This is a genomic window from Streptomyces netropsis, from assembly GCF_014203545.1.
Lineage (GTDB): Bacteria > Actinomycetota > Actinomycetes > Streptomycetales > Streptomycetaceae > Streptomyces > Streptomyces netropsis.
In genome coordinates this window covers 140,782-160,873 of record NZ_JACHJG010000002.1, presented here as the reverse complement: position 1 = coordinate 160,873, position 20,092 = coordinate 140,782, and the positions used below count along the sequence as shown (strand labels likewise).

General features: G+C 71.4%; 18 protein-coding genes. 12 read left to right on the top strand and 6 right to left on the bottom strand.

Annotated features, from left to right (window positions below):
- The first annotated feature begins 294 nt into the window (after positions 1-294).
- The 4 genes from FHS38_RS05765 (at position 295) to FHS38_RS05750 (ending at position 4,478) form a co-directional block, all read left to right on the top strand.
- Positions 295-1,101: a serine/threonine protein kinase gene (locus FHS38_RS05765; protein WP_184731440.1), complete on the top strand. Its 807-nt coding sequence runs from the start codon at positions 295-297 to the stop codon at positions 1,099-1,101.
- A gap of 72 nt (positions 1,102-1,173) precedes the next feature.
- Complete coding sequence (locus tag FHS38_RS05760; RefSeq protein WP_229822518.1) at positions 1,174-2,670, top strand: serine/threonine-protein kinase; 1,497 nt, start codon at positions 1,174-1,176, stop codon at positions 2,668-2,670.
- 199 nt (positions 2,671-2,869) lie between these two features.
- Complete coding sequence (locus tag FHS38_RS05755) at positions 2,870-3,364, top strand: RICIN domain-containing protein (protein ID WP_184731437.1); 495 nt, start codon at positions 2,870-2,872, stop codon at positions 3,362-3,364.
- 133 nt (positions 3,365-3,497) lie between these two features.
- Complete coding sequence (locus FHS38_RS05750; RefSeq protein WP_184731435.1) at positions 3,498-4,478, top strand: alpha/beta hydrolase; 981 nt, start codon at positions 3,498-3,500, stop codon at positions 4,476-4,478.
- Positions 4,479-4,544: 66 nt separating this feature from the next.
- Here FHS38_RS05750 and FHS38_RS05745 read toward each other — a convergent pair whose 3' ends face one another.
- Entirely contained in the window at positions 4,545-5,732 is a 1,188-nt protein-coding gene (locus tag FHS38_RS05745) for a Cmx/CmrA family chloramphenicol efflux MFS transporter (RefSeq protein ID WP_184731433.1), read from the bottom strand.
- Between the two features lie 518 nt (positions 5,733-6,250).
- Between FHS38_RS05745 and FHS38_RS05740 the strand changes: the two genes are divergently transcribed.
- The 3 genes from FHS38_RS05740 to FHS38_RS05730 all read left to right on the top strand — a co-directional run bounded on the left by FHS38_RS05740 (position 6,251) and on the right by FHS38_RS05730 (position 8,203).
- On the top strand, positions 6,251-6,673 hold the full coding sequence (locus FHS38_RS05740; protein ID WP_184731431.1) for a nuclear transport factor 2 family protein: 423 nt from the start codon (positions 6,251-6,253) through the stop codon (positions 6,671-6,673).
- Positions 6,673-7,512 carry an NmrA family NAD(P)-binding protein gene (locus FHS38_RS05735; protein ID WP_184731429.1) on the top strand — a complete coding sequence of 280 codons (840 nt, stop codon included), beginning with the start codon at positions 6,673-6,675 and terminating at the stop codon, positions 7,510-7,512. The genes FHS38_RS05740 and FHS38_RS05735 overlap by 1 nt, the downstream gene beginning before the upstream one ends.
- A 115-nt stretch (positions 7,513-7,627) precedes the next feature.
- On the top strand, positions 7,628-8,203 hold the full coding sequence (locus FHS38_RS05730; RefSeq protein WP_184731427.1) for a TetR/AcrR family transcriptional regulator: 576 nt from the start codon (positions 7,628-7,630) through the stop codon (positions 8,201-8,203).
- A gap of 91 nt (positions 8,204-8,294) precedes the next feature.
- Here FHS38_RS05730 and FHS38_RS05725 read toward each other — a convergent pair whose 3' ends face one another.
- On the bottom strand, positions 8,295-8,801 hold the full coding sequence (locus tag FHS38_RS05725) for a DinB family protein (protein ID WP_184731426.1): 507 nt from the start codon (positions 8,799-8,801) through the stop codon (positions 8,295-8,297).
- 798 nt (positions 8,802-9,599) lie between these two features.
- On the opposite strand from FHS38_RS05725, the gene dhaK reads away from it, so the two are divergent.
- Positions 9,600-10,592: a dihydroxyacetone kinase subunit DhaK gene (gene dhaK, locus FHS38_RS05720; protein WP_184731424.1), complete on the top strand. Its 993-nt coding sequence runs from the start codon at positions 9,600-9,602 to the stop codon at positions 10,590-10,592.
- Between the two features lie 105 nt (positions 10,593-10,697).
- Here the strand turns inward: dhaK and FHS38_RS05715 are convergent, their stop codons facing one another.
- A complete protein-coding gene (locus FHS38_RS05715; RefSeq protein WP_184731422.1) occupies positions 10,698-12,431 on the bottom strand; it encodes an ABC-ATPase domain-containing protein in 1,734 nt (577 codons plus the stop codon).
- 102 nt (positions 12,432-12,533) lie between these two features.
- Positions 12,534-13,949 (bottom strand): NADP-dependent succinic semialdehyde dehydrogenase, encoded by a 1,416-nt coding sequence (locus tag FHS38_RS05710; RefSeq protein WP_184731420.1) that lies wholly within the window; start codon positions 13,947-13,949, stop codon positions 12,534-12,536.
- Between the two features lie 390 nt (positions 13,950-14,339).
- Here FHS38_RS05710 and FHS38_RS05705 point away from each other — a divergent pair, with 390 nt between their 5' ends.
- From FHS38_RS05705 to thpD, 4 genes are all read left to right on the top strand, one after another.
- Positions 14,340-15,275, top strand: a complete 936-nt coding sequence (locus tag FHS38_RS05705) for a glutamate ABC transporter substrate-binding protein (protein ID WP_229822516.1) — start codon at positions 14,340-14,342, stop codon at positions 15,273-15,275.
- Positions 15,276-15,327: 52 nt separating this feature from the next.
- A complete protein-coding gene (locus FHS38_RS05700) occupies positions 15,328-15,975 on the top strand; it encodes an amino acid ABC transporter permease (protein WP_184731418.1) in 648 nt (215 codons plus the stop codon).
- Complete coding sequence (locus FHS38_RS05695) at positions 15,972-16,916, top strand: amino acid ABC transporter permease (protein WP_184731416.1); 945 nt, start codon at positions 15,972-15,974, stop codon at positions 16,914-16,916. The genes FHS38_RS05700 and FHS38_RS05695 overlap by 4 nt, the downstream gene beginning before the upstream one ends.
- A 123-nt stretch (positions 16,917-17,039) precedes the next feature.
- Positions 17,040-18,005 carry an ectoine hydroxylase gene (thpD, locus tag FHS38_RS05690; RefSeq protein WP_184731414.1) on the top strand — a complete coding sequence of 322 codons (966 nt, stop codon included), beginning with the start codon at positions 17,040-17,042 and terminating at the stop codon, positions 18,003-18,005.
- On the opposite strand, the gene FHS38_RS05685 is transcribed toward thpD, so the two are convergent.
- A complete protein-coding gene (locus tag FHS38_RS05685; protein WP_184731412.1) occupies positions 17,965-19,077 on the bottom strand; it encodes a hypothetical protein in 1,113 nt (370 codons plus the stop codon). The genes thpD and FHS38_RS05685 overlap by 41 nt on opposite strands.
- An 83-nt stretch (positions 19,078-19,160) precedes the next feature.
- A complete protein-coding gene (locus FHS38_RS05680) occupies positions 19,161-20,081 on the bottom strand; it encodes a methyltransferase domain-containing protein (protein WP_184731411.1) in 921 nt (306 codons plus the stop codon).
- Positions 20,082-20,092: the final 11 nt, after the last annotated feature.

The window sequence follows — 20,092 nt, the reverse complement described above, 5'->3', positions numbered from 1 at the left end:
GGCCATGACATTTCAGCCGCACCGACCAGCGGGTTCACCGGGAAACACCTGCCCGGCCACACACACCGGAACTTCACTGCGAACGGCCGTCGACACCCGCCGGAAACTCCTGGATGTCAGTTTTTGCGGCGTGACGGACCCCATACGCACAGTTGACGCCCCCACACACTCGGTTGTTACCGGCCACCCGGCCTCCGACGCTGCCGGGTCGGCAAACAGTCGGACCGGGCCCTGGGGCGCATGTGTAACGTTCGGCGTGCGTGAAGCCGTTGACGGGGGTGTGAGGAGGGGGCAGTGAGCGGGATAGTGGTCTATCTGCCGCAGAAGAGCGGCGTCGCCGGCGGGGGGCCGTGCGGTGATGCGGTGACGTTACGGCTGGGTCCGGGGGAAGTGGCGCGCTTCGGACGGGGATCGGCGACGACCTTCGTCGAACTCCGCCTCGCCGATGAGGCGATCTCCCGGCTGGCGGGGGAGATCCGGGTGACCGACGATCATTGGCAGCTCAGCAACCACAGTGCGACCCAGAGCTATGTGGTGGAGAACCCGGAAGGGGCCGGGGAGTACCTGAGGGTGCCGCCACGACGGGCCGGAGCACCCATCCCCTTCGAGTTCTCCAGGGTCGTACTGCCCACCCGCCACGGCACCACGGTCGCCTTCCAGGTGTTCGCGCCCGACCACGTCTATATGGACCCGCACGAGATCGGCGGGCCGTGGGGAAGCCGCACCGTCACCGCGTACTCCCTGGACGAGAGCGCCACCTACTTCCTGGTACTGGTCGCGCTGTGCGAACCGCGGCTGCGTGACGAGTCGGCGGTCGCGGTGCCCACCACCCCCCAGATCGTCGAGCGGCTCAGACCTCACGCCGCCTGCGGTCGGCTCACGGCTCGGGCCGTCAGCTCGCACATCGACTACCTGGCCGGGGAGAAGATGCGCATCAGCGCTCCGGCCGGGGGCGAACCGGGCAGGGAAGGGCGCCGCAACGGCAAGCGGGAGGCGATCGTCGGACTCGCCCTGCGGTTCGGGCTCGTTCGGGAGGAACATCTCGCGCTGCTGCCGCCCCGGGCCGGAGCGGGCCCGCGGGGGCGGGAGACGGTGGGATGAGACCGGTGGGACGCAGACCCACGGGAAGCGGCAGCGCACACCGATACGCCCGGCGGACCGGAGGGGGAAACGGTGCACGGTCCGGAAGGCCCATCGGGCAGTGAGCGCACACAACCGCTGCCGCGCGGCTACCGCGTCGGCAGTTGGGAGGTCACCGAGCCCATCGCGTCCGGCGGCTGGGGAACGGTCTACGCGGGACGGCCGGTCGGCGACGGCACGGGCCCGACCGCGGATCGGGAAGACGTCGCGCTCAAGTTCCTACCGACCGACGGGCTCGCCCCCCGGCAGGCCCGCAAGGTCGCGGAAACCGCCCGGCGCGAGGTGGAATTCGGCCTCCGGGCCTGCCACCCCAGGCTGATCCGCCTGCTGGGCTCCCTCGTGCTCAGCGATCCGGGCCGTCCTTTCCTGGACGGAACGATCGTCCTGGTCATGGAGCGGGCCGCACGCAGTCTGCGGGACCTGCTCGGTACGGACGTGGACGAAGCCGAAGGCGCCCGGCTGATCGTCGAGATCTGTGAGGGGCTGGCGCATCTGCACCGCGGCGGCTGGGTGCACGGCGACCTCAAGCCGGACAACGTCCTGATCATGGCCGACGGCTCGGCCAAGCTCTCGGACTTCGGGCTCGTCACGGAACTGACCGACACCCGCGGTACGCACGGGTACGGGCCCCCGATGGGCACGTTCGACTACCTCCCGCCAGAGCGGTGGAAGGCGCCGCTCGGCGAGCACGGTGTGCAGGTCCGGCCGAGCGTCGACATCTGGGCCCTGGGCATCGTGATCCACGAGATGTTCACGTCGGGCGCCTCGCCGTTCCCCGGTGCCACGCCGGTCTCGCGCGCGGCCGCGGCACAGGAGTACGCCGACGGGCGTGCACCGTTGCGCATGGACAACGCGGTACCACCGTTCTGGCGGGCGCTGGCCGCCGACTGCCTGGCCCCGACCCACGACGCGCGTGCCGCGCACACCGCCGAGAGTCTGCTGGCGCGCATCGCCGCCCGGCAGGACCCGGAAGCGGAGCCGGCCGACGGGGCAGGGCAGCCCCCTTCCGGCCGGAAGGCCCCGCGCCCCTGGGCCGTTCTGCGTGGAAGGGCCCGCGCCGCTCTCGTGGCCCTCGCGGTGTGCGGGGCGCTCGCGGCGGGCTGGGCGTACGCCGTGCGCGACGGCGGGTCCGCCTCGCCGACCGGATCCCGCGGGCCCGCCGCCACGGCATCGGCCGGCGCAACGGCCGGTGCCGCGGGCCGCATCCGGGTCTTCAACACCGAACCGTCCTGCGGTGACCGCGGGGACCGGGCCCCGGAGTGCAGTCTCGGCCTGGCGATCGATCCCCTGCGGCCCTACACCATCGACAACGTCGTACCGACACGGGTGTGGCACGGTGACGTCCTCGCCGTCGACTGCCAGTTCCCCCACGGGGTGCCCATCGTCGACGAGGTGGGCACGTGGTCCGCCCAGTGGTTCCGCGTCCGTCTCCCGCCCGGCTCCGCCCGGTCCACCGCATGGCTGCCCGCTGTGCGGACGAAGGACCGCCCCGCGATCCCCCAGTGCCCGCGTCCCACGCCCGTGCGGTGACACACCTCTCCCTCGGCTCGGTGGCGGTTGCCGGGATTCACGACACACCAAGCTCTATCGCGGATCGTCGAGCGCTGTCACCCCGGAAGGTTCCGGGTGCCGTATCGCGGTGTCCCCCGACTACCTTGCGGCCCGTCGGTCCCCCGGACCGCGCCCATACGTGACACGACTCGCACAGGGAGGGAACGAGACAGTGCCCATGCGCAGCATGAGAACACTCCTGCTCGGCGGGGCCCTTGCCGTCACCGCCCTCGCCCCGGCGCCCGGCGCCCTGGCCACCGGACACAGCACCGCACCCGTACCGACCGTCGCCCCGGCTCCCGCGCGCGCCGACGACGTCGTCCAGTCCTTCAGGAATCAGGCCACGGGCCGCTGCATGGACGACACCAACAACGGTTTCCGCACCTGGAGCTGCAACGGCTCCACTCCCCAGAAGTGGTCCGTACACGTCTGGGGTGACGGAACGCGCCAACTGAGGAGCCTCAACACGGGCCGTTGTGTCGAGGACACCGACAACGGTTTCCGGACCGTCGCCACCTGCAACTCCAACCCGGAGCAGAGCTGGTGGGTCAAGGCATGGGGTGACGGCACCGTCCGCTTCCAGAACCAGGCCACGATGCGTTGCATCGACGACAGCAGCCTGGGCTTCCGCACCTGGGCGTGCAACGACACCCCGTACCAGAGCTGGTCCTGACAGCGGCCGCTCCGCTTCAGCGGCCCGGCGCGTCCGGCCGCGAGGCGGCTTCGCCCTTCCCGCCCTCCTTCAAGGGCGCCTGGATCACCGACAACTGACGCGTTACCACTCCCTTCCCGACCAGGAGGTCACGATGAGCGAGCACCACCCCTCCCGTAGAGGTGTCTTGAAGACCGTCGGCGGATTGTCCGCGGCGATGGCGCTGGGCGGCGGGAGCGTCCTCGCGGCGGCGTCGTCCGCCTCCGCGGCCGGCGACGGTCACGGACTGCACATCGTGGAAGCGGGCGAGAGTGACCCCCGCATGTGGTACTACCGGTTCGAGACCGCGGCGATCGGCTGGAAGCCCGCCGTCAACGTTCTGCTTCCCGACGACTACCACCACAGCGGACGCCGCTATCCCGTCCTGTACCTGCTCCACGGCGGCGGGGGCGACTTCATCGAATTCGACCGTCTGCCCGAAGGGGGCATCCGGGCCTTCACCGCTGGCATGCCCATGATTGTCGTCATGCCCGACGGCGGGCGCACGGGCTGGTACTCCAACCCGGTCAGCTCCTTCGTGGGCCCCCGGAACTGGGAGCACTTCCACATCGAGCAACTGATTCCGTGGATCGACGACAACTTCCGGACGTACGCCGAGTACGACGGCCGCGCCGTCTCCGGGTTCTCGATGGGCGGCTTCGGCGCACTGAAGTACGCCGCCAAGTACTGGGGCCACTTCGCCTCGGTGAGCGCCCACTCCGGCCCGGCCAGCCTGCGCGGCCGCGGCGACATCATCGTCCATTGGGCCAACGCGACCTCCGCCCTCGATCTGGGCGGCGGCACCGTCTACGGCGTGCCCTGGGACCAGAACCGGGTCAGCGCCGACAACCCGTGCCAGCGCATCGAGAGTTACCGGAACAAGCGGGTCTTCATGGTCGCCGGTACCAGTCCCGAACGCATCTGGGACCGGCTCAACGAGACCAACGTGCTCGACACCCAGCGGGAGTTCCGCGGCCTTCTCGACCGCGCCGGCATCCCGCACGAGTCGCACGAGCGGGGCGGCGGCCACTGGGTCGACATCGGGCTGTTCCGACACGACCTCAATGGCATCGTCGACCGTCTCCGCAAGGCGTAGGCCCGGCCGTGCACCAGGCGCGGGGACACCACCCCCGCGCCTGGTGGCGGAGCCGACCTCGAGAAGTCAGCGGCGTATCACGACGGGCCGATGGACTTCCTCCACGTCTTCGTGGGCGGCGCGGGTCCGCGAGGCGACGGCGAAGGCAATCGCCGTGCCGGCCAGGGCGGAGCTGACCCACACGGCAGCTCGGTAGTCGTCCGTGGCCCCGGTCGCGATGCCGGCCAGCAGGGGGCCCAGGAACGCGCCGACGTTCAAGGCGACGGTGGCGAACGCCCCGCCCAGTGAGGGGGCGTTGGACGCGACGTGCAGGACGCGGCTGACGAGCGTCGATCCGATACCGAAGGACAGCCCGCCTTGGACGACCGCCAAGGTGAACAGCGGGACCGCTCGCTCACTGGTCAAGGCCAGCGCCGCCCATCCGGCAGGCAGAGCGCACACCGCGAGGAGCAGGCCCCGCCGGAGCCGCCCGTCACCCATGCGGCCGGCTGCGGTCACTCCGACGAAGGCGCCCGCGCCGAACGCGGCGAGCAGCCCGGGGATCGCACCGTCGGGCAGGTAAGTAACGTCCGTGGCGATGACCGCGAGGTAGGCGAAGGTCGCGAAGGTGGCCCCGTTGACCACGGTCGCGAGCACCAACGCCAACCGCACCGGCCGCGACCGCAACGCATGTGCTTCCCGCCTGATCGACACGACGTGCCGACGCGCCGCGTCGGCGGGCGCGGACCGGAACACGAGCGCCAGCGCGGGCAGACACAGGGCGGCGACCGCCCAGAAGGCCGATCGCCAACCGGCCCATTCGCCGAGCAGAGCACCCGCGGGCACACCGGCGACGCACGACAGTGACACCCCCGACAGCAGGACGGCGGTGGCTCTGGTGTGCTTCGCCGGGACGACCAGGGTCGTCGCGACGGACATCGCGACCGCGAGGAAACCGGCGTTGGCGATCGCGGCGACGATCCGGGTTCCGAACAACACGGGGAAGTTGGTGGTGACCGCGCCGACGACATGCACGACGACGAACGCGGTCAGGAAGCTCGCCAGCGCGCGACGGCGTGGCCATCGCGCACTCAGGGCGGCCATCACCGGCGCCCCGACGATCATCCCGACGGCGTACGCGGACGTCAGGCTCGCGGCGGCTCCCACCGGCACGGACAGGTCACGGGCGATGCCCGGTACAAGACCGGACAGCATGAACTCGGAAGTGCCTTGCGCGAAAACGGCAAGGCCCAGGACGTAGAGGAAAACGGGCAAGGGATCGACTCCAGCGTCGGCTTACGCGGTCAGGAACATCCGCGTGCCGACCGACGGGCCACGTCACCTGTGTCGAAGGCGAGAGCCAGAACGGGACCGGACACACGGAGCGCGCATTCGGCCGCCGGAAGGCGAGATCGATCAGAAGACCGGTCGGTTACCGGTCAGACAACCCGCCGCCGGGCGACCGGCGGCTCCGCTCTGTCTGATTCAGGGCTCATCACCCGAGGAACAGTACCCACGGCCTCACCGGCCATCAACCGGATAGCGGCCCATCGCCGCGCTCCCGGCCCACCGGGGGTCAACGGTGTCCGGTCGCGGTGCCGGCCACCTCCAGGCTTGCGAAGCGGACCGGTAGTCCGTATTTTTCTTCCATGCGGACCGACGGTCCGCTTTCATCCCGGGTGCCCCGTCATGAGGAACCGCCATGACGGGCCACGTCGCGCTTCTCGTGACGACGGGCCGTGACCCGACGGGCCGGAATCGCCGTGTCTTCGAGCAGAACGGAAACCTTGATCATGACAGTGCCGATGACGGCCGCGGAGCTGTACCGCCACGGTCTGCGACTGCTGCTGGAAAAGGACATCCCCGGCTGGGTGGACCTGTGGGACGAGGACGGCGTCCTGGAATTCCCCTTCGCGCCCCAGGGCTGGCCCGAGCGGCTGGAGGGCCGACAGGCCATCGCGGACTACATGCGCCACTACCCCGACCACGTCGACCTGCACGACTTCCCCGACGTGCACATCCACCGGACCACCGTCCCCGGGACGATCGTGGTGGAGATGCGCGGGGTCGGCCGCCTGGTGAAGACGGACAGCCCCTTCGACATGACCTACATCGCCGTGGTCACGGTCGAGGGCGGGCGCATCACCTCCTACCGCGACTACTGGAACCCTCTCGCCGTTCAGCAGCCCGGCGCCGACTTCGTAGGAGCGAACTGATGAACACCCCCGGCACCACCCTGGTCATCGGGGCCACCGGCACCACCGGCCGCCGAGTCTCCGCCGGCCTGATCGCCGAGGGCCACCGCGTCAAGGCCGCCGGGCGGAACGCCACCCCGGTGGAGGGCGCGCAGGCAGTCCGCTTCGACTGGGACGAGCCCGCGACCTGGGACGAGGCCGTCGACGGCGCCGACCGCGTCTACCTCGTCCCGCCCATCGGCTCTTCGGACCCGGCCGCGGTCATGCTGCCCTTCCTCCACCAGGCCCGCGCGGCAGGCGTGCACCGCGCGGTGCTGCTCAGCTCATCCGCGATCCCCGCCGGCGGTCCGGCGGTGGGCCAGGTCCACCAGGCCCTGCCCGGCCTCTTCGAGGAGTGGGCGGTGCTGCGGCCCTCCTGGTTCATGCAGAACTTCACCGGCTCCGCCCCGCACGCGCGCAGCATCCGCGAGGACGGTGCCGTCCTCACGGCCTCCGGAGAGGGCCGCGTCGGGTTCATCGACGCCGAGGACATCGCCGCCGTCGCCGTACGCGCCCTGACCGACGAACAGGCCCCCAACACCGACCTCGTCCTCACCGGACCGCAGACGCTGAGCTACGACGACGTCGCCGCGATCGTCACCGAGGTCACCGGCCGGCCCGTCGTGCACCGGCACCTGACCTTCGAGCAGCTGCGCGACCGCTGGGCGGCCGAGATACCGCTGGAGTTCGCCACCATGCTGGCCGGCATGGACCGCGCCATCGCCGAGGGCGCCGAGGACCGCACCTCGGACACCGTCCTGCGCCTCACCGGCCGCCCACCGGGCACCTTCCGCGCCTTCGTCGAACGGAACGTGTCGTGAGCAGCTGATGCGCTGCTCCGCGTCGGTCGGGCGCGAGCGACGGCTCACGCGAACCCACCGAATACCATGAACCGTTCCGGGGGTCCGGAACGCCGAGGACGAAGGAGGAGGACCCGTGGCCCAGCGCACAGAGCGCGCGGACGCCCTGCGCAACCGAGAAGCCGTGCTGGCTGCCGCCGACGCCCTCTTCGCCCGGAGCAGCAGCCCCCACAGCGTGTCGATGGACGACATCGCCGAGGCCGCCGGTGTGGGCAAGGGCACCCTCTTCCGCCGCTTCGGCGACCGTGCCGGCTTGATCAGCGCCGTGATCGCCTCCCGCCTCGAACCCCTGCAACAAGCCGCGCAGGAAGCTCAGGACGCAGGCCGGTCCTCACCGAGGCAGCGGGTGATGGACCTCCTCGACGCCTCACTGCGCTTCAAGGTCGAGAACCGGCACCTGATGTCGGCCGCAGAGCACGCCGGGCTCAGCAGCCCGTACCAGGCCGGGCACTACGGCTGGTGGCACGAAACCCTTCGCCTGGCGCTGGATCACGTGCCCGGCGTCCACGACGCGGATTTCACCGCGCATGCGCTGCTGGCCGCCATCCGCGCCGACCTCGTGGCGCACCTGATCGACGACCAGGAGATGGCGCCCGAAGACCTGCGGGCCTCGCTCGCGGCCTACATCGACAACGTCCTCGGCACCGGGTGAGCGGCCCGCCGTCCGGCAGTCCTGCGCTGAGGCCGGTGACCCACGGGACCGCCGGCGGCCCGGTCCCCTCCGCCCGTGACCTCCGCCGGACCTAGTCGCCGGTCGTGCCGTCGAGCATCTCGCGCAGGATGTCCAGGTGACCGTTGTGGCGGGCTGTCTCCTCGGTGAGGTGAAGGAGGATCCAGCGCAGGTCGACGTGGAGGCCGTTGCGGACGGCTCGCTCGGCCTGGTCGTCCAGGCCGCTCCCGGCGACCAGTTCGCGGTAGCGGGCGCTCTGTTCGGCGTATTCGCCGAGCAACTGCGCGAGCGGGAAGTCGACGGCGATACGCATCTCGCGGTCGGGGTCCTCCTCGGTCCAGGGGCCCAGGTCCTCCTCGCCGAGGAAGACCACCTGGAACCAGTAGTACTCGACCCAGCGGAGGTGGTTGATCAGTCCGCTCATGGTCATCAGCGGTGAGCCCGGCAGGAGCGCCTTGCGAGCGTTCTCCGCGGAGACACCGGCGCACTTGGCGCGGGCGGTGTCACGCGTGTAGTCGAGAAACGTGGTGAGCTGGGTGCGCTCGTCCCACGCGGGAGGCGTGTCGTCGATTCTGGTCATCGCGCGAAGCCTCCCCGATTACCGCGACCGATGTCGAGGCATTTATCGACGGGCCCAACCTGCTCCACCTGGCTCCTTGTCCGGCGGGGCCGCCCGGCACGATCCGCGGGGCAGGCGAGGAGCTTCGTGCGGGCGAACAGGCCCACTGGACCGGAACGACCGGGTCCTGCGCCGAGGCCGATGGCGTGAGGAAGAGACCACCGATCACGAACCCCATGGCTCCCAAGAGCCCCACCCATCGGTTGGACTTTCGCAAGGCCTACTCCTCGCTGGAAGGAAGCGGGCAGGGAACACCCCGACGTGTTGCCCGCCTGAGGATCCCGAGCGGGGTGGGAGCGGCTAGGGGATGTCAGGCCATGCACGTGGGGCGTGGACCCGGTACGGGGATGCGCTACGGCAGCGGAGCCTGCCGGGTGTCCGGCCCCGAATCCTTCAGCCCGTGGGGCAGATGGCGAACGGTACGTGCTGGGCCACGCGGACGACGCGCATGCCGTGGGCACGTTCGCGGCACGGAAATTCGCGCGCCTGCACGCCCTTCGCCGGTGGCACGTCGCCGCCCAGATCGCGGCGTCGGGCAGTCCCAGCAGTGACACCCCACGACGCCCCGGCGATGCGCAGCGAGCCTTGCCGGTGCTCCTTCAGCCACCACCCGCCTCGATCGGCATTTAGTTAGCATCGGTACCGCCGGAGCCCGCCCGGGACCGTCAGAGACCGCCAGGATCCATTACTCGTGACACCACCGCTGGTCTGCACAAACGCAAGTCAGCGGCCCGTCTTTCCTACACCCGTGGAGCCCACATGAAGATGCTCATCAACGTGGCGGAGACCGTCGTCGCCGATGCCCTGCGCGGGATGGCCGCGGCTCATCCCGAGCTGGCGGTCGACGTGGAACGGCGTGTCGTCGCCCGGCGCGACGCGCCCGTGGCGGGCAAGGTGGCGCTGGTGTCCGGCGGCGGTTCGGGGCACGAGCCGTTGCACGGGGGGTTCGTGGGGCACGGGATGCTCGACGCGGCCTGCCCCGGGGAGGTGTTCACCTCGCCCGTGCCCGATCAGATGGTGCGGGCGGCAGCGGCCGTGGACAGCGGCAAGGGCGTGCTGTTCGTCGTGAAGAACTACACGGGCGACGTCCTCAACTTCAACATGGCCGCCGAACTCGCCGAGGACGAGGGCATCCAGGTCGCGAGCGTGCTCGTCAACGACGACGTCGCGGTGACCGACAGTCTCTACACGGCGGGCCGGCGCGGCACCGGTGCCACGCTGTTCGTGGAGAAGATCGCGGGGGCGGCGGCCGAGGAGGGCGCGCCGTTGGAGCGGGTGGAGGCGATCGCCCGCCGGGTGAACGAGTCGTCCCGCAGCTTCGGTGTCGCCCTGGCCTCCTGTACGACGCCCGCCAAGGGCGGTCCCACCTTCGATCTTCCGGCCGGTGAGCTGGAGTTGGGCGTCGGCATCCACGGTGAGCCGGGGCGCGAGCGTCGCGCGATGATGACGTCGGGCGAGATCGCGGACTTCGCGGTCGACGCGGTGCTGTCCGACCTGCGGCCGAGCGGTCCGGTGCTGGCGCTGGTCAACGGCATGGGCGGGACGCCGCTGCTGGAGCTGTACGGCTTCAACGCGGAGGTGCACCGGGTGCTGCGGGAGCGGGGTGTGCCGGTCGCGCGGACGCTGGTCGGCAACTACGTCACCTCCCTCGACATGGCCGGGGCCTCGGTGACGCTGTGTCAGGTCGATGACGAGCTGCTGCGGCTGTGGGACGCGCCGGTCCAGACGGCCGGGCTCCGCTGGGGCCGCTGACCGGCTCCCGGCCGACCCTCCGACCGGCCACCGCCCGGCCCACCGGCTGACCCACCGGCCGGCCCGTCGAGCGGCCCGCTGACCGGCGCCCACGGAGTGCGTCGGTCAGCGGGCCACCGACAGCGTGCGCAGCCGGTTCAGCGCCGCCGCGACCTCGAAGCGACGCGGCAGCGCGAAGTCCTCGTCCCGTACGGCCAGGAGGCACTCGGCGCCGTCCGCGAGGTCGCGGTCGAGCAGGTCGAGCGCCTCGGTGAGGGTGCGCCTGCCGTCGAGGTGCCCCCGTCGGACCATGGCCTCCAACGCCAGGCCCACACCGACCACGTGCGGCGCGTCGGCGAGCTGCGCCACGGCGCGCAGGTCCACGGTCTCCTCGCCGAAGACCAGCCCGTCCCTCCCCCGGGCCTGGATGCGGGGCCGGCCGCGCGCGGAGCCGTCGACGGAGGCGGGGTCGGGACGGCGGTGGACGGTCCCGGGGTAGGTGTCGGCCTCCGCCCGGCGTCCGGTGGGTACCGCGGCGAGTTCCTTCGCGCGGGCCGTGACGTCGGACGGCTGGTAGGCGTCCATCATGACCACCCGGTCGGCCACCTCCATGTAGTCGCCGGAGCCGCCCATGACGAGCACCGTCGAGACCCCCTGGTCCCGGTGGAGGGAGCGGACGAGGTCCACGAACGGGGTGAGGGGCTCGCGGTCCTTGGCGACGAGGGCCTGCATGCGCGCGTCGCGGATCATCAGGTTGGTGGCCGCGGTGTCCTCGTCGATGAGCAGCACCTTGGCACCGGCCTCGACGGACTCGACGATCGCCGCGGCCTGGGAGGTGGAACCGGAGGCGTTGTCGGTGCGGAAGTCCGCCGTGTCGTCCCCGCTCGGCAGGTGGTCGACGAAGGCGTGGAGGTCCACGCGTTCGATGCGGCGGCCGTCCTCGGCGCGGACCTTGACGGTGTCGGGGCGGGAGACCACCCGTTCCCGGCCGTCGCCCGGGACGTTGTCCCAGATGCCGGTCTCCAGCGCGCGCAGCAGCGTCGACTTGCCGTGGAAGCCGCCCCCGACGATCAGCGTGACGCCCTCGGGCACGCCCATGCCGGTCACCCGGCCCGCGTGCGGGAGGTCGACGGCCACCCGCAGTTGTTCCGGGGAGCGGAACGGGAGCGCGGCGGGCCCGGTCAGCGGGCGGTCGTCCACGCCGCTGCGCCGGGGCAGGACCGCGCCGTCGGCGACGAACGCGACGAGGCCGAGCCGTGGCAGTGCCTGGCGGAGCGCGTGGGAGTCCTCGGCCGTGTCGGCGAAGCGGGTGAGCGCCTCGGCGTCGACCGCCGCGTGCCGCAGGGCACGGTCGACCAGCCGGGGCAGCCGTCGGCACAGGACGTGCTCGGCGGCGCGCGCGTCGATCCGGCGGCCGCGGCCGGGGAGCGGGACGTTCAGCCGGAGGACGACGGACCCGGGTTCGCCGTCCAGGGTCGTCGGACCGGGCGGCACCACCTGGCAGGAGCCGCGGTCGAGGATCTCCTGGCCGCCCGCGTCCACCCGGATCCCGTCCCCGGTCTCCTCGGCCGCCCGCCGGGCGAGGAAGCTCCCCAGGGCCCGGCGGCGTACGGGCGTCCGCCACAGGTCGGCGGGGAATCCGGCGACGGTCGCGGGGACGTGCAGGACGACCCGCGCGGGAGGCGCGTACGGGTCGGCCTGGCCCCGGACGATCTCCAGGTCGAACCCGTCCATGGCCCAGCGGCCGACGAGGGACTTGTAGCGGCCGTACGACGCCCCGTCCAGCGCCCACAGGGCGTCGGCGAACCCGCCCCGGGCCCGGCGCGGCGCCGGCGGACGGCGGTCGGTGGAGCGAGGCATGGTGCGGTGTCCTTCCCGGTGGCGTCGAGCGCACGTACCCTACGCGGTCGCCGCGAAGGGGGCGAGAACGGGCGGGAAGGGGAAGCGCGCCGAGGCCGGTGGCTACCGGGCGTCGGGCTCCTTGCCGTGCCACACCGTCGTGACGTTGCAGAATTCGCGGATGCCGTGCCCCGACAGCTCCCGGCCGTACCCGGAGCGCTTCACTCCGCCGAAGGGGAGCGCCGGGTGGGACGCCGTCATCCCGTTGAAGAAGACGCCACCGGCCTCCATGTCGCGGACGAAGCGGAGCTGTTCCTCCTCGTCACGGGTCCACACGTTCGAACTCAGGCCGAACGGGGTGTCATTGGCGAGGTGCACCGCCTCGTCCAGGTCCCGCACCCGGTACAGCGTGGCCACCGGTCCGAAGGCCTCCTCCCGGTGGATGCGCATCTCGGGGGTGACGTCGGCGAGGATCGTCGGCTCGTAGAACCAGCCGCCCGCCAGTGGTCCGGGTGTCTTCGGCCGGGCCGCGCCGCACAGCGCGGTGGCGCCCCGGCGCACGGCGTCGTCGACCAGTTCCTCCAGGTCGGCGCGGCCCTGCTCGCTGGCGAGCGGACCGACGTCGGTCGACTCCGCCATCGGGTCGCCGACGGTCAGTTCCGCCATGCGGGCCGTGAAGCGAGTGGCGAACGCGTCGTAGACGTCCGTGTGGACGATGAAGCGTTTGGCGGCGATGCAGGACTGGCCGTTGTTCTGCACGCGGGCGGTGACGGCGGTGCGGGCCGCCCGGTCGATGTCGGCCGAGGGCATCACCACGAACGGGTCGCTGCCGCCCAGTTCCAGCACGGTCTTCTTGATCTCGTCGCCGGCGACGGCCGCGACCGCGCGGCCCGCCGGCTCGCTGCCGGTGAGTGTCGCGGCGGCGACCCTGGGGTCGCGCAGGAGACCCTCGACGGCACCGGACCCCACGAGCAGCGTCTGGAAACAGCCCTCGGGGAATCCTGCGCGGCGGAAGAGGTCCTCCAGGTAGAGCGCGGTCTGCGGCACGTTGGAGGCGTGTTTGAGCAGGCCCACGTTGCCCGCCATCAGGGCGGGGGCCGCGAAGCGCACGACCTGCCACAGCGGGAAGTTCCACGGCATGACGGCGAGGATCGCGCCCAGCGGCCGGTAGTGGACGCGGGCGTGCGAGGCGCCGGAGTCCTTCACCTCGGCGTCGGCGGGGTGCTCGTCGGCCAGCAGCTCCTCGGCGTTCCCGGCGTACCAGCGCATCGCCTTCGCGCACTTGGCGGCCTCCGCTCGGGCGGCGGCGAGCGGCTTGCCCATCTCGGTCGTCATGGTGCGGGCGATGTCGTCCTGGTCCCGCTCCAGGAGGTCCGCCGCGTGGTTCAGCAGCCGCGCCCGTTCGGCGAAGTCCGTCGTGCGGTACGTCCGGAACGTCGCGGCCGCGGTGGCCAGCCTTCGCTCGATCTCCTCGGCCCCCAGCGGGTCGAACGTCTTGAGCGTCTCGCCGTTGGCGGGGTTCACCGTTGCGATGGGCATGGATGTCCTTCCTCATGCTCGATGCCTCGACCTTGCGGTGCCCCGCCCGGCCGCGCAACGCGTACCGGGCCGGGAACCGCGACAGGGCCCTACCCCGTCCGTGCCCGACCACGCCGGCACGCGTCAATTCCGGCCCCGGAGCGATCACCCGAATCGGTGCCCCCGTATGCACTGCGGGTAGCGGAACACCGCCCCGCCGGTATGCTTTATTTCGTCTTGAGTGATCCACTGATCATCGCTTTTCCCGCTCATCCTCTTGTTGCGCCACCCCGTGTTGTCACGTCGGCGCCGGCACGTCGACGACCGTTGCCGCGCCACTGATCGGTCCTCGCGCAGGCCCCTTGCACCGCTCTCGCACCGGCCGCGCGCAGGTCCCTTGAGGAGCAGCCCTTGAGGAGCGGAACGCGATCGAGGAGCGGCCTCGCCCTGGCCACCGTGCTGCTCGCGCTCGTCTCCCTGGTGTCCTGCGGCCGGGGCGGTGTGCCGCCGGGCAGCGTCGCCGCCCTGATGGGCGCCCGGGAGAACGGGATCGCCCCTTCGGCCTATCCGGTGAACCGGAGCGTCACGGTCGAAGGCTCCCCGACCCTCGCACGCGCCGAGGCCGCCCACCGGATCGTCGTCGGGGTGAAGTCGGACCACCCCTTCCTGGGGTTCGAGGACCCCGTCACCGGGCGGCGCTTCGGATTCGACGTCGAGATCGCGCGGATGGTCGCCGCGGACCTGGGGTTCGGGCCCGGCCGGATCTCCTGGAAGACCGTCCCGCCGCAGGGCCGGGAAACGGCCATCTCCAAGGGGGACGTCGATTTCTACGTCGCCGCGTACACCATCAACGACGAGCGGAAGAAGCACGTCTCCTTCGCCGGGCCGTACTACGTCGCGGGACAGGACCTGCTGGTCAAGCGGGAGAACCGGGACATCCACGGCCCGGGCGACCTCAAGGGCAAGCGGGTCTGCTCGGTCACCGGCTCCACGCCCTTCCAGCGCATCGAGAAGCCGGAGTACGGCGCCGAGGTGAGCTCCCACGACAGCTACGCCCAGTGCGTCCAGGACCTGATCAGCGGCGAGGCCGACGCCGTGACCGCCGACGACACGATCCTGAAGGGCTACGCGGCGCAGAACGGCGGACGGCTGCGGGTCGTCGGCCGGCCCTTCTCGCGGGAGCCCTACGGCGTCGGGCTCGCCAAGGGGGACAAGGCCCTGCGCGACGCCATCGACGACGCGCTGGAACGCCACCGGGACAACGGCGACTGGCAGCGGGCCTACGACGCCACCCTCGGCCTCTCCGGAGCGCGGGCCCCGAGGCCGCCGGAGGTGATCCGGTACTGACGACACCCACCAGCCGGCCCGCTGCCCCGCCCACGAGGCCACGGAGGCGAACGTGCACGTACTGCTGGACAACCTCGACCTCTTCCGCAGAGGGTTCGTCGGCACCGTGGCGCTCACCGGCCTGAGCACCGTGCTCGCCCTGGCCCTGGGCACCGTTCTGACCGTCTTCCGGGTCTGTCCCGTCCCACCGCTGCGCGTCATCGGCGCCGCCGGGGTGACCGTCCTGTGCAACACCCCGCTCACCCTGCTGTTCTTCGGCGTCACCCTCGGCCTGCCGATGCTCGGCCTGTCCGGGCTCAGCTACTTCACGCTCGCCGTGCTGACCCTGGGCGGCTACACCTCCGCGTTCGTCTGCGAGGCCCTCAGATCGGGCATCAACACCGTCGACACGGGCCAGGCGGAGGCGGCCCGCAGCCTCGGCATGTCCTTCGCCCAGACCACGCTGCTGATCGTGCTGCCCCAGGCCGGGCGGGCCGTGGTCCCGCCGGTCGGCAGCCTGCTGATCACCCTGACCAAGAACTCGGCGCTGGCGGGCGGCTTCAGCGTGTACGAGCTGTTCAGCGTGGAGAAGACCCTCGCCGAGGAGGGGTACGCCATCCTCACCGTCTTCCTGTGGGTCGCCCTCGCCTATCTCGCACTGATCATGATGATCAGCGGGGTCTTCCGGCTGCTCGAACACCGGCTGGCGGTGGTCCGGTGACCTCCGGTGGGTCGATCCTCTTCGAGGCCCCGGGGCCGCGCGGCCGCCGTCGCAACCGGATATGCAGCGTGCTGGCGGTCGTGGGCATCGCCGCCGTGGTCGGCTATGTGATCGTGCGGCTGCACGACGCGGGCCAGTTCACCTGGGCCATGTGGGAGGCGTTCACCTACCAGGGCGTGCAGCGGCGGATCCTGATCGGGGCCCTGGACACCCTCAAGGCGTTCGCGCTGGCGGTGGTGTTCTCGCTGCTGCTCGGCGTGCTGCTGGCCACCGGCCGGCTCTCCCGGCACCGCGTGCTGCGCTGGCCTGCCACCGCGCTGGTGGAGTTCTTCCGCGCGATGCCGCTGCTCATCATGATCTTCGCGCTGTACAACATGGGGTGGCTGCGTTCGTGGGTCGCGGCCGTCGCACGCTTCCTGCGGGAACACCTGGGCCAGGCCGGCGTCTGGCTCGCGGACAACTTCGCGAGCCCCACGCTCTGGGCGCTGGTCATCGGGATCGCCCTGTACAACGGTTCGGTGCAGGCGGAGATCCTGCGCGCCGGGGCCCGCGCGGTCCCCCGCGGGCAGACCGAGGCGGCGTACGCCCTGGGCATGCGCAAGGCACAGGTCACCACGACGGTCGTGCTGCCGCAGGCGGTACGGTCCATGCTGCCCAGCATCGTCGGCCAGATCGTCGTGACGCTGAAGGACACCTCGCTCGGTTTCATCATCACGTACGAGGAACTCCTTTACGCGGGGAAGCTCCTGGCGCAGAACACGGCGACCCCCGCGGGTTATCCCTACATACCCGTCCTGCTCGTGGTCGGCCCGATGTACATCGGCATGTGCCTGGCCCTCAGTACCTTCGCCACCTGGCTCGCGCACCGGGGCCGACAGCAGCGTCGGCCCGGGCTCCGCTTCCGTTCCCCCGCGGACCATGACCGAAAACCCTCCGGGTAGAGCGCGCCGGCGCAGTGGCGAGGTTTTCGGTTTCCCGGCCACGGGCAACCATCCAGCGGAATTCGACCCGAGGCCGTGGCAAGGGTCCGTCCCGGTATCCCCGAGGCCCAAGGAGATGCGGCGATGTCCTCATCCGTACCCCCATCCGGTTCTTCCGGTTCTGCCTCCGGTTACGCGCACGACCCGTATCCCACCCGCTATGTGACCGAGTCGGTGCCCGTCGGCAGGAGCCACCCCGTCGTCTGGAGCGGCGCACCGGGTGCGGGCGGTCCGTTGGACGCGGACGAGCTGGCTTCGTACGACCGTGACGGCTTCCTCGCCTTCCAAGACCTGTTGACGCCCCATCAAGTCGCCGCGTGCGATGCGGAGATACGTCGCATAGGCGGCGACAGAGCGCTGCGCGGCACCGAGCGGGTGGTGCTGGAGCCGGACTCCGAGGAGATCCGGTCGGTCTTCGAGGTCCACGCGCTGTCCGAGGTGTTCGCCGACGTCGTCCACTCGGACGCCCTGGCGGGCATCGCCCGGCAGATCCTCGGCTCCGAGGTGTACATCCACCAGAGCCGGGTGAACTACAAGGCAGCCTTCGAGGGTTCGCGGTTCGGCTGGCACTCCGACTTCGAGACCTGGCACTCGGAGGACGGGATGCCCGCGCCCCGGGCCCTCAGCATGTCGATCGCCCTCACCGAGAACATGCCGTTCAACGGGCCACTGATGATCATCCCCGGCTCGCACCGGACCTTCGTGCCGTCCGTCGGCGAGACCCCCGACGATTACCACAAGCTCTCGCTCCTGGGGAAGAACCTGCCGGCCGGGTCCGCGGACCGGGCCGGGGTGACCGCACTGGCCGAGCGGCACGGCATCCGGCAGTTCACCGGCGCCCCGGGCTCGGCCGTCATGTTCGACTGCAACTGTCTGCACGCCTCCAGCGGCAACACCTCCCCCTTCCCGCGCACCAACCTCTTCGTGGTCTACAACAGCGTCGAGAATCCCCTCGGCGTCCCCTACGCGGCGCCCAGGCCCCGCCCCGGGTACCTGGCCAACCGCGAGGTCACGCCGGTCCCGCGGCAGGGCCGAAGCCCTGGGCGATGAGCCGGGCCACCTCCCGCGTGGTGTAGCCGCGCTCGAAGTGCCGGGGCTCGGACAGCATGAGGGCGCCGAGCCCGAGGAGCGTGTGCGCGTACTCCGCCATCGTGCCCGTCCAGGCGGTGGCGTCGAGCATCCACGGCTCGGTCTCCGCCGACAGATCGGCCGTGCCCTCGCGCAGGAGCGTCTTGGACAGCTTCGCCCCGGAGTCGGAGAGCACCACCGGGGTGAAGAGGCGCGGCGGCGGGACGGCACCGGGGTAGCACAGGAACGCCTCGTCCAGGAGCCGGCAGCCCGGCGCCCAGTCCGCTCCCTTCACGATCACCGGAAGGGCGTCGCCCTCGCGGGCGGCGACGCGCTCCTTGACCAGGTTGCGGTGCAAGGTCGTCAGGCCTATGTAGGTGTCCGTGTCGGGGGTGACGTCGACCAGGTACTTCCCGTGGTCGAGGCAGACCGCCGCGAACCGGGCCTCCCCCGCGTCGGCCGACAGCAGTTCCGTGTCCTCGCCGTACTTCTGCGACCAGCCGCACCGCGGGCAGGGAAAGCTCACCGGCACCATGCCGGTGGAGGGGGCGAGTATCCACCGCAGGGTGTCCATCATGCCCAGCGAGGCCAGGAACTCCTCCCGGAACGCGACCCTTGACTGCTGGTGCGTATAGGTCTCGACCTCGTACGGAACACCCGTGGCGGCGGACAGTTCGTCGAAGAGGGCACCGTAGTAGAGCCGTACCAGCTCCCGGACGCGGGACTCCCCGAGCGCGTGCCGGAAGGAGCGTTCGTAGAGGGAGCCCGTATCGGGGCACGCGCGGGTCTCGCACGGGGAGTTGTCCAGGGCGCCGAACCGCAGACCCGGCTCGACGCCGAAACGTTCCCGCGCCGCCGCGGCGAGCTGGAACGCGGCGGTCTGCATGACATTGGTTCCCAGGTGGGGGGCGCCGTTGATCTGCACTCCGGCGTGCAGGACCACGCGGTCACGGCGGGTGGCTCTCAGCTGGGCGTGGAGGAAGTCGGCGCTGTGCAGCACCGCGTGGGCGGTGACGCTGACCGGTGAGACGGGTACGGGACGTGGTGCGTTCACGACGGGCTCTCCGCCTTTCTCTCGTGCTCGCTGCCTCGTGTGCTCGCGCTGTACTCGTCGCCCGCGTCGGGCCCGTGCCCACCTCACCAGTGGTGGCGTACGGCGGCCGGCGGGAGGTCCAGGACCCGTAGCTGCCCCCGCCACCCCTCCGGGCGCCGCCCGTCCAGGGTCTCCAGCCGGGAGGTGCGCGAGCGGGCCGCGGTCCGCAGCAGTTCCAGCAGGCCGTCCGCGGTGAGCCGGCCGGGCGCCCGGGTCGCGTCGGCCCCCGCCCACCGGCAGGCCAGGCCGACGATGAAGTAGGCGGGCGGCTCGTGCTCGGTCCGCCACAGCACGGCCTCGCCCTGCTCCTCCAGGGCCAGCACCTGTTCCATGTGGCTCAGGGTGAACTCCCCCAGGGGCAGCGGGCACAGCGTGACGGATTCGACGCGGTATCCGGCCGATTCCAGCAGCCGGACAGCCTTGCGCGGGGTGGAGTAACTGCCGATGGTGAAGCCCAGGTCGGAGCGGAGCACCCGCCCGTGCCCGATGATCGCCGGGGCCCATTTGAGCCCGTCCGTGCCGCCGCCGATGGACCGGCGCCGGTCGTCGGCGTGCGCGGTGAGCGGAACGTAGGGCGGGTTGCTGGTGACGACCAGCGGCCGGGGCAGCGGGGCGGGCGCGGTGGCCAGCAGTTCGTGGGTGGACAGCACGGAGAAGTCGCCCCGGGCGATGGTGACCCGGCCGCCGTCGCGCGAGGCGTAGTGGTCGGTCGCCCACGTGACCGTCTCCGCTCCCGCGTCGACGCCGTGCACCCGCGCCGCCCCGGCGCGGGCCATCGCGGCCGCGGCCGCCCCGCTGCCCGAGCCCAGGTCCAGCACGGAACAGCCCTCGGTGATGAGGTCGTGGGCCACCCACACGCCGATCTCGGTGTCGGCGGGCTCGAAGAACACCTGCGGGGAGGTGGGCGGGACGAAGTCGTCGGCCAAGAGGTGCTTGTAGGCAAGGACGCGGGAGACGTTCGGCATGGGACCTCGAT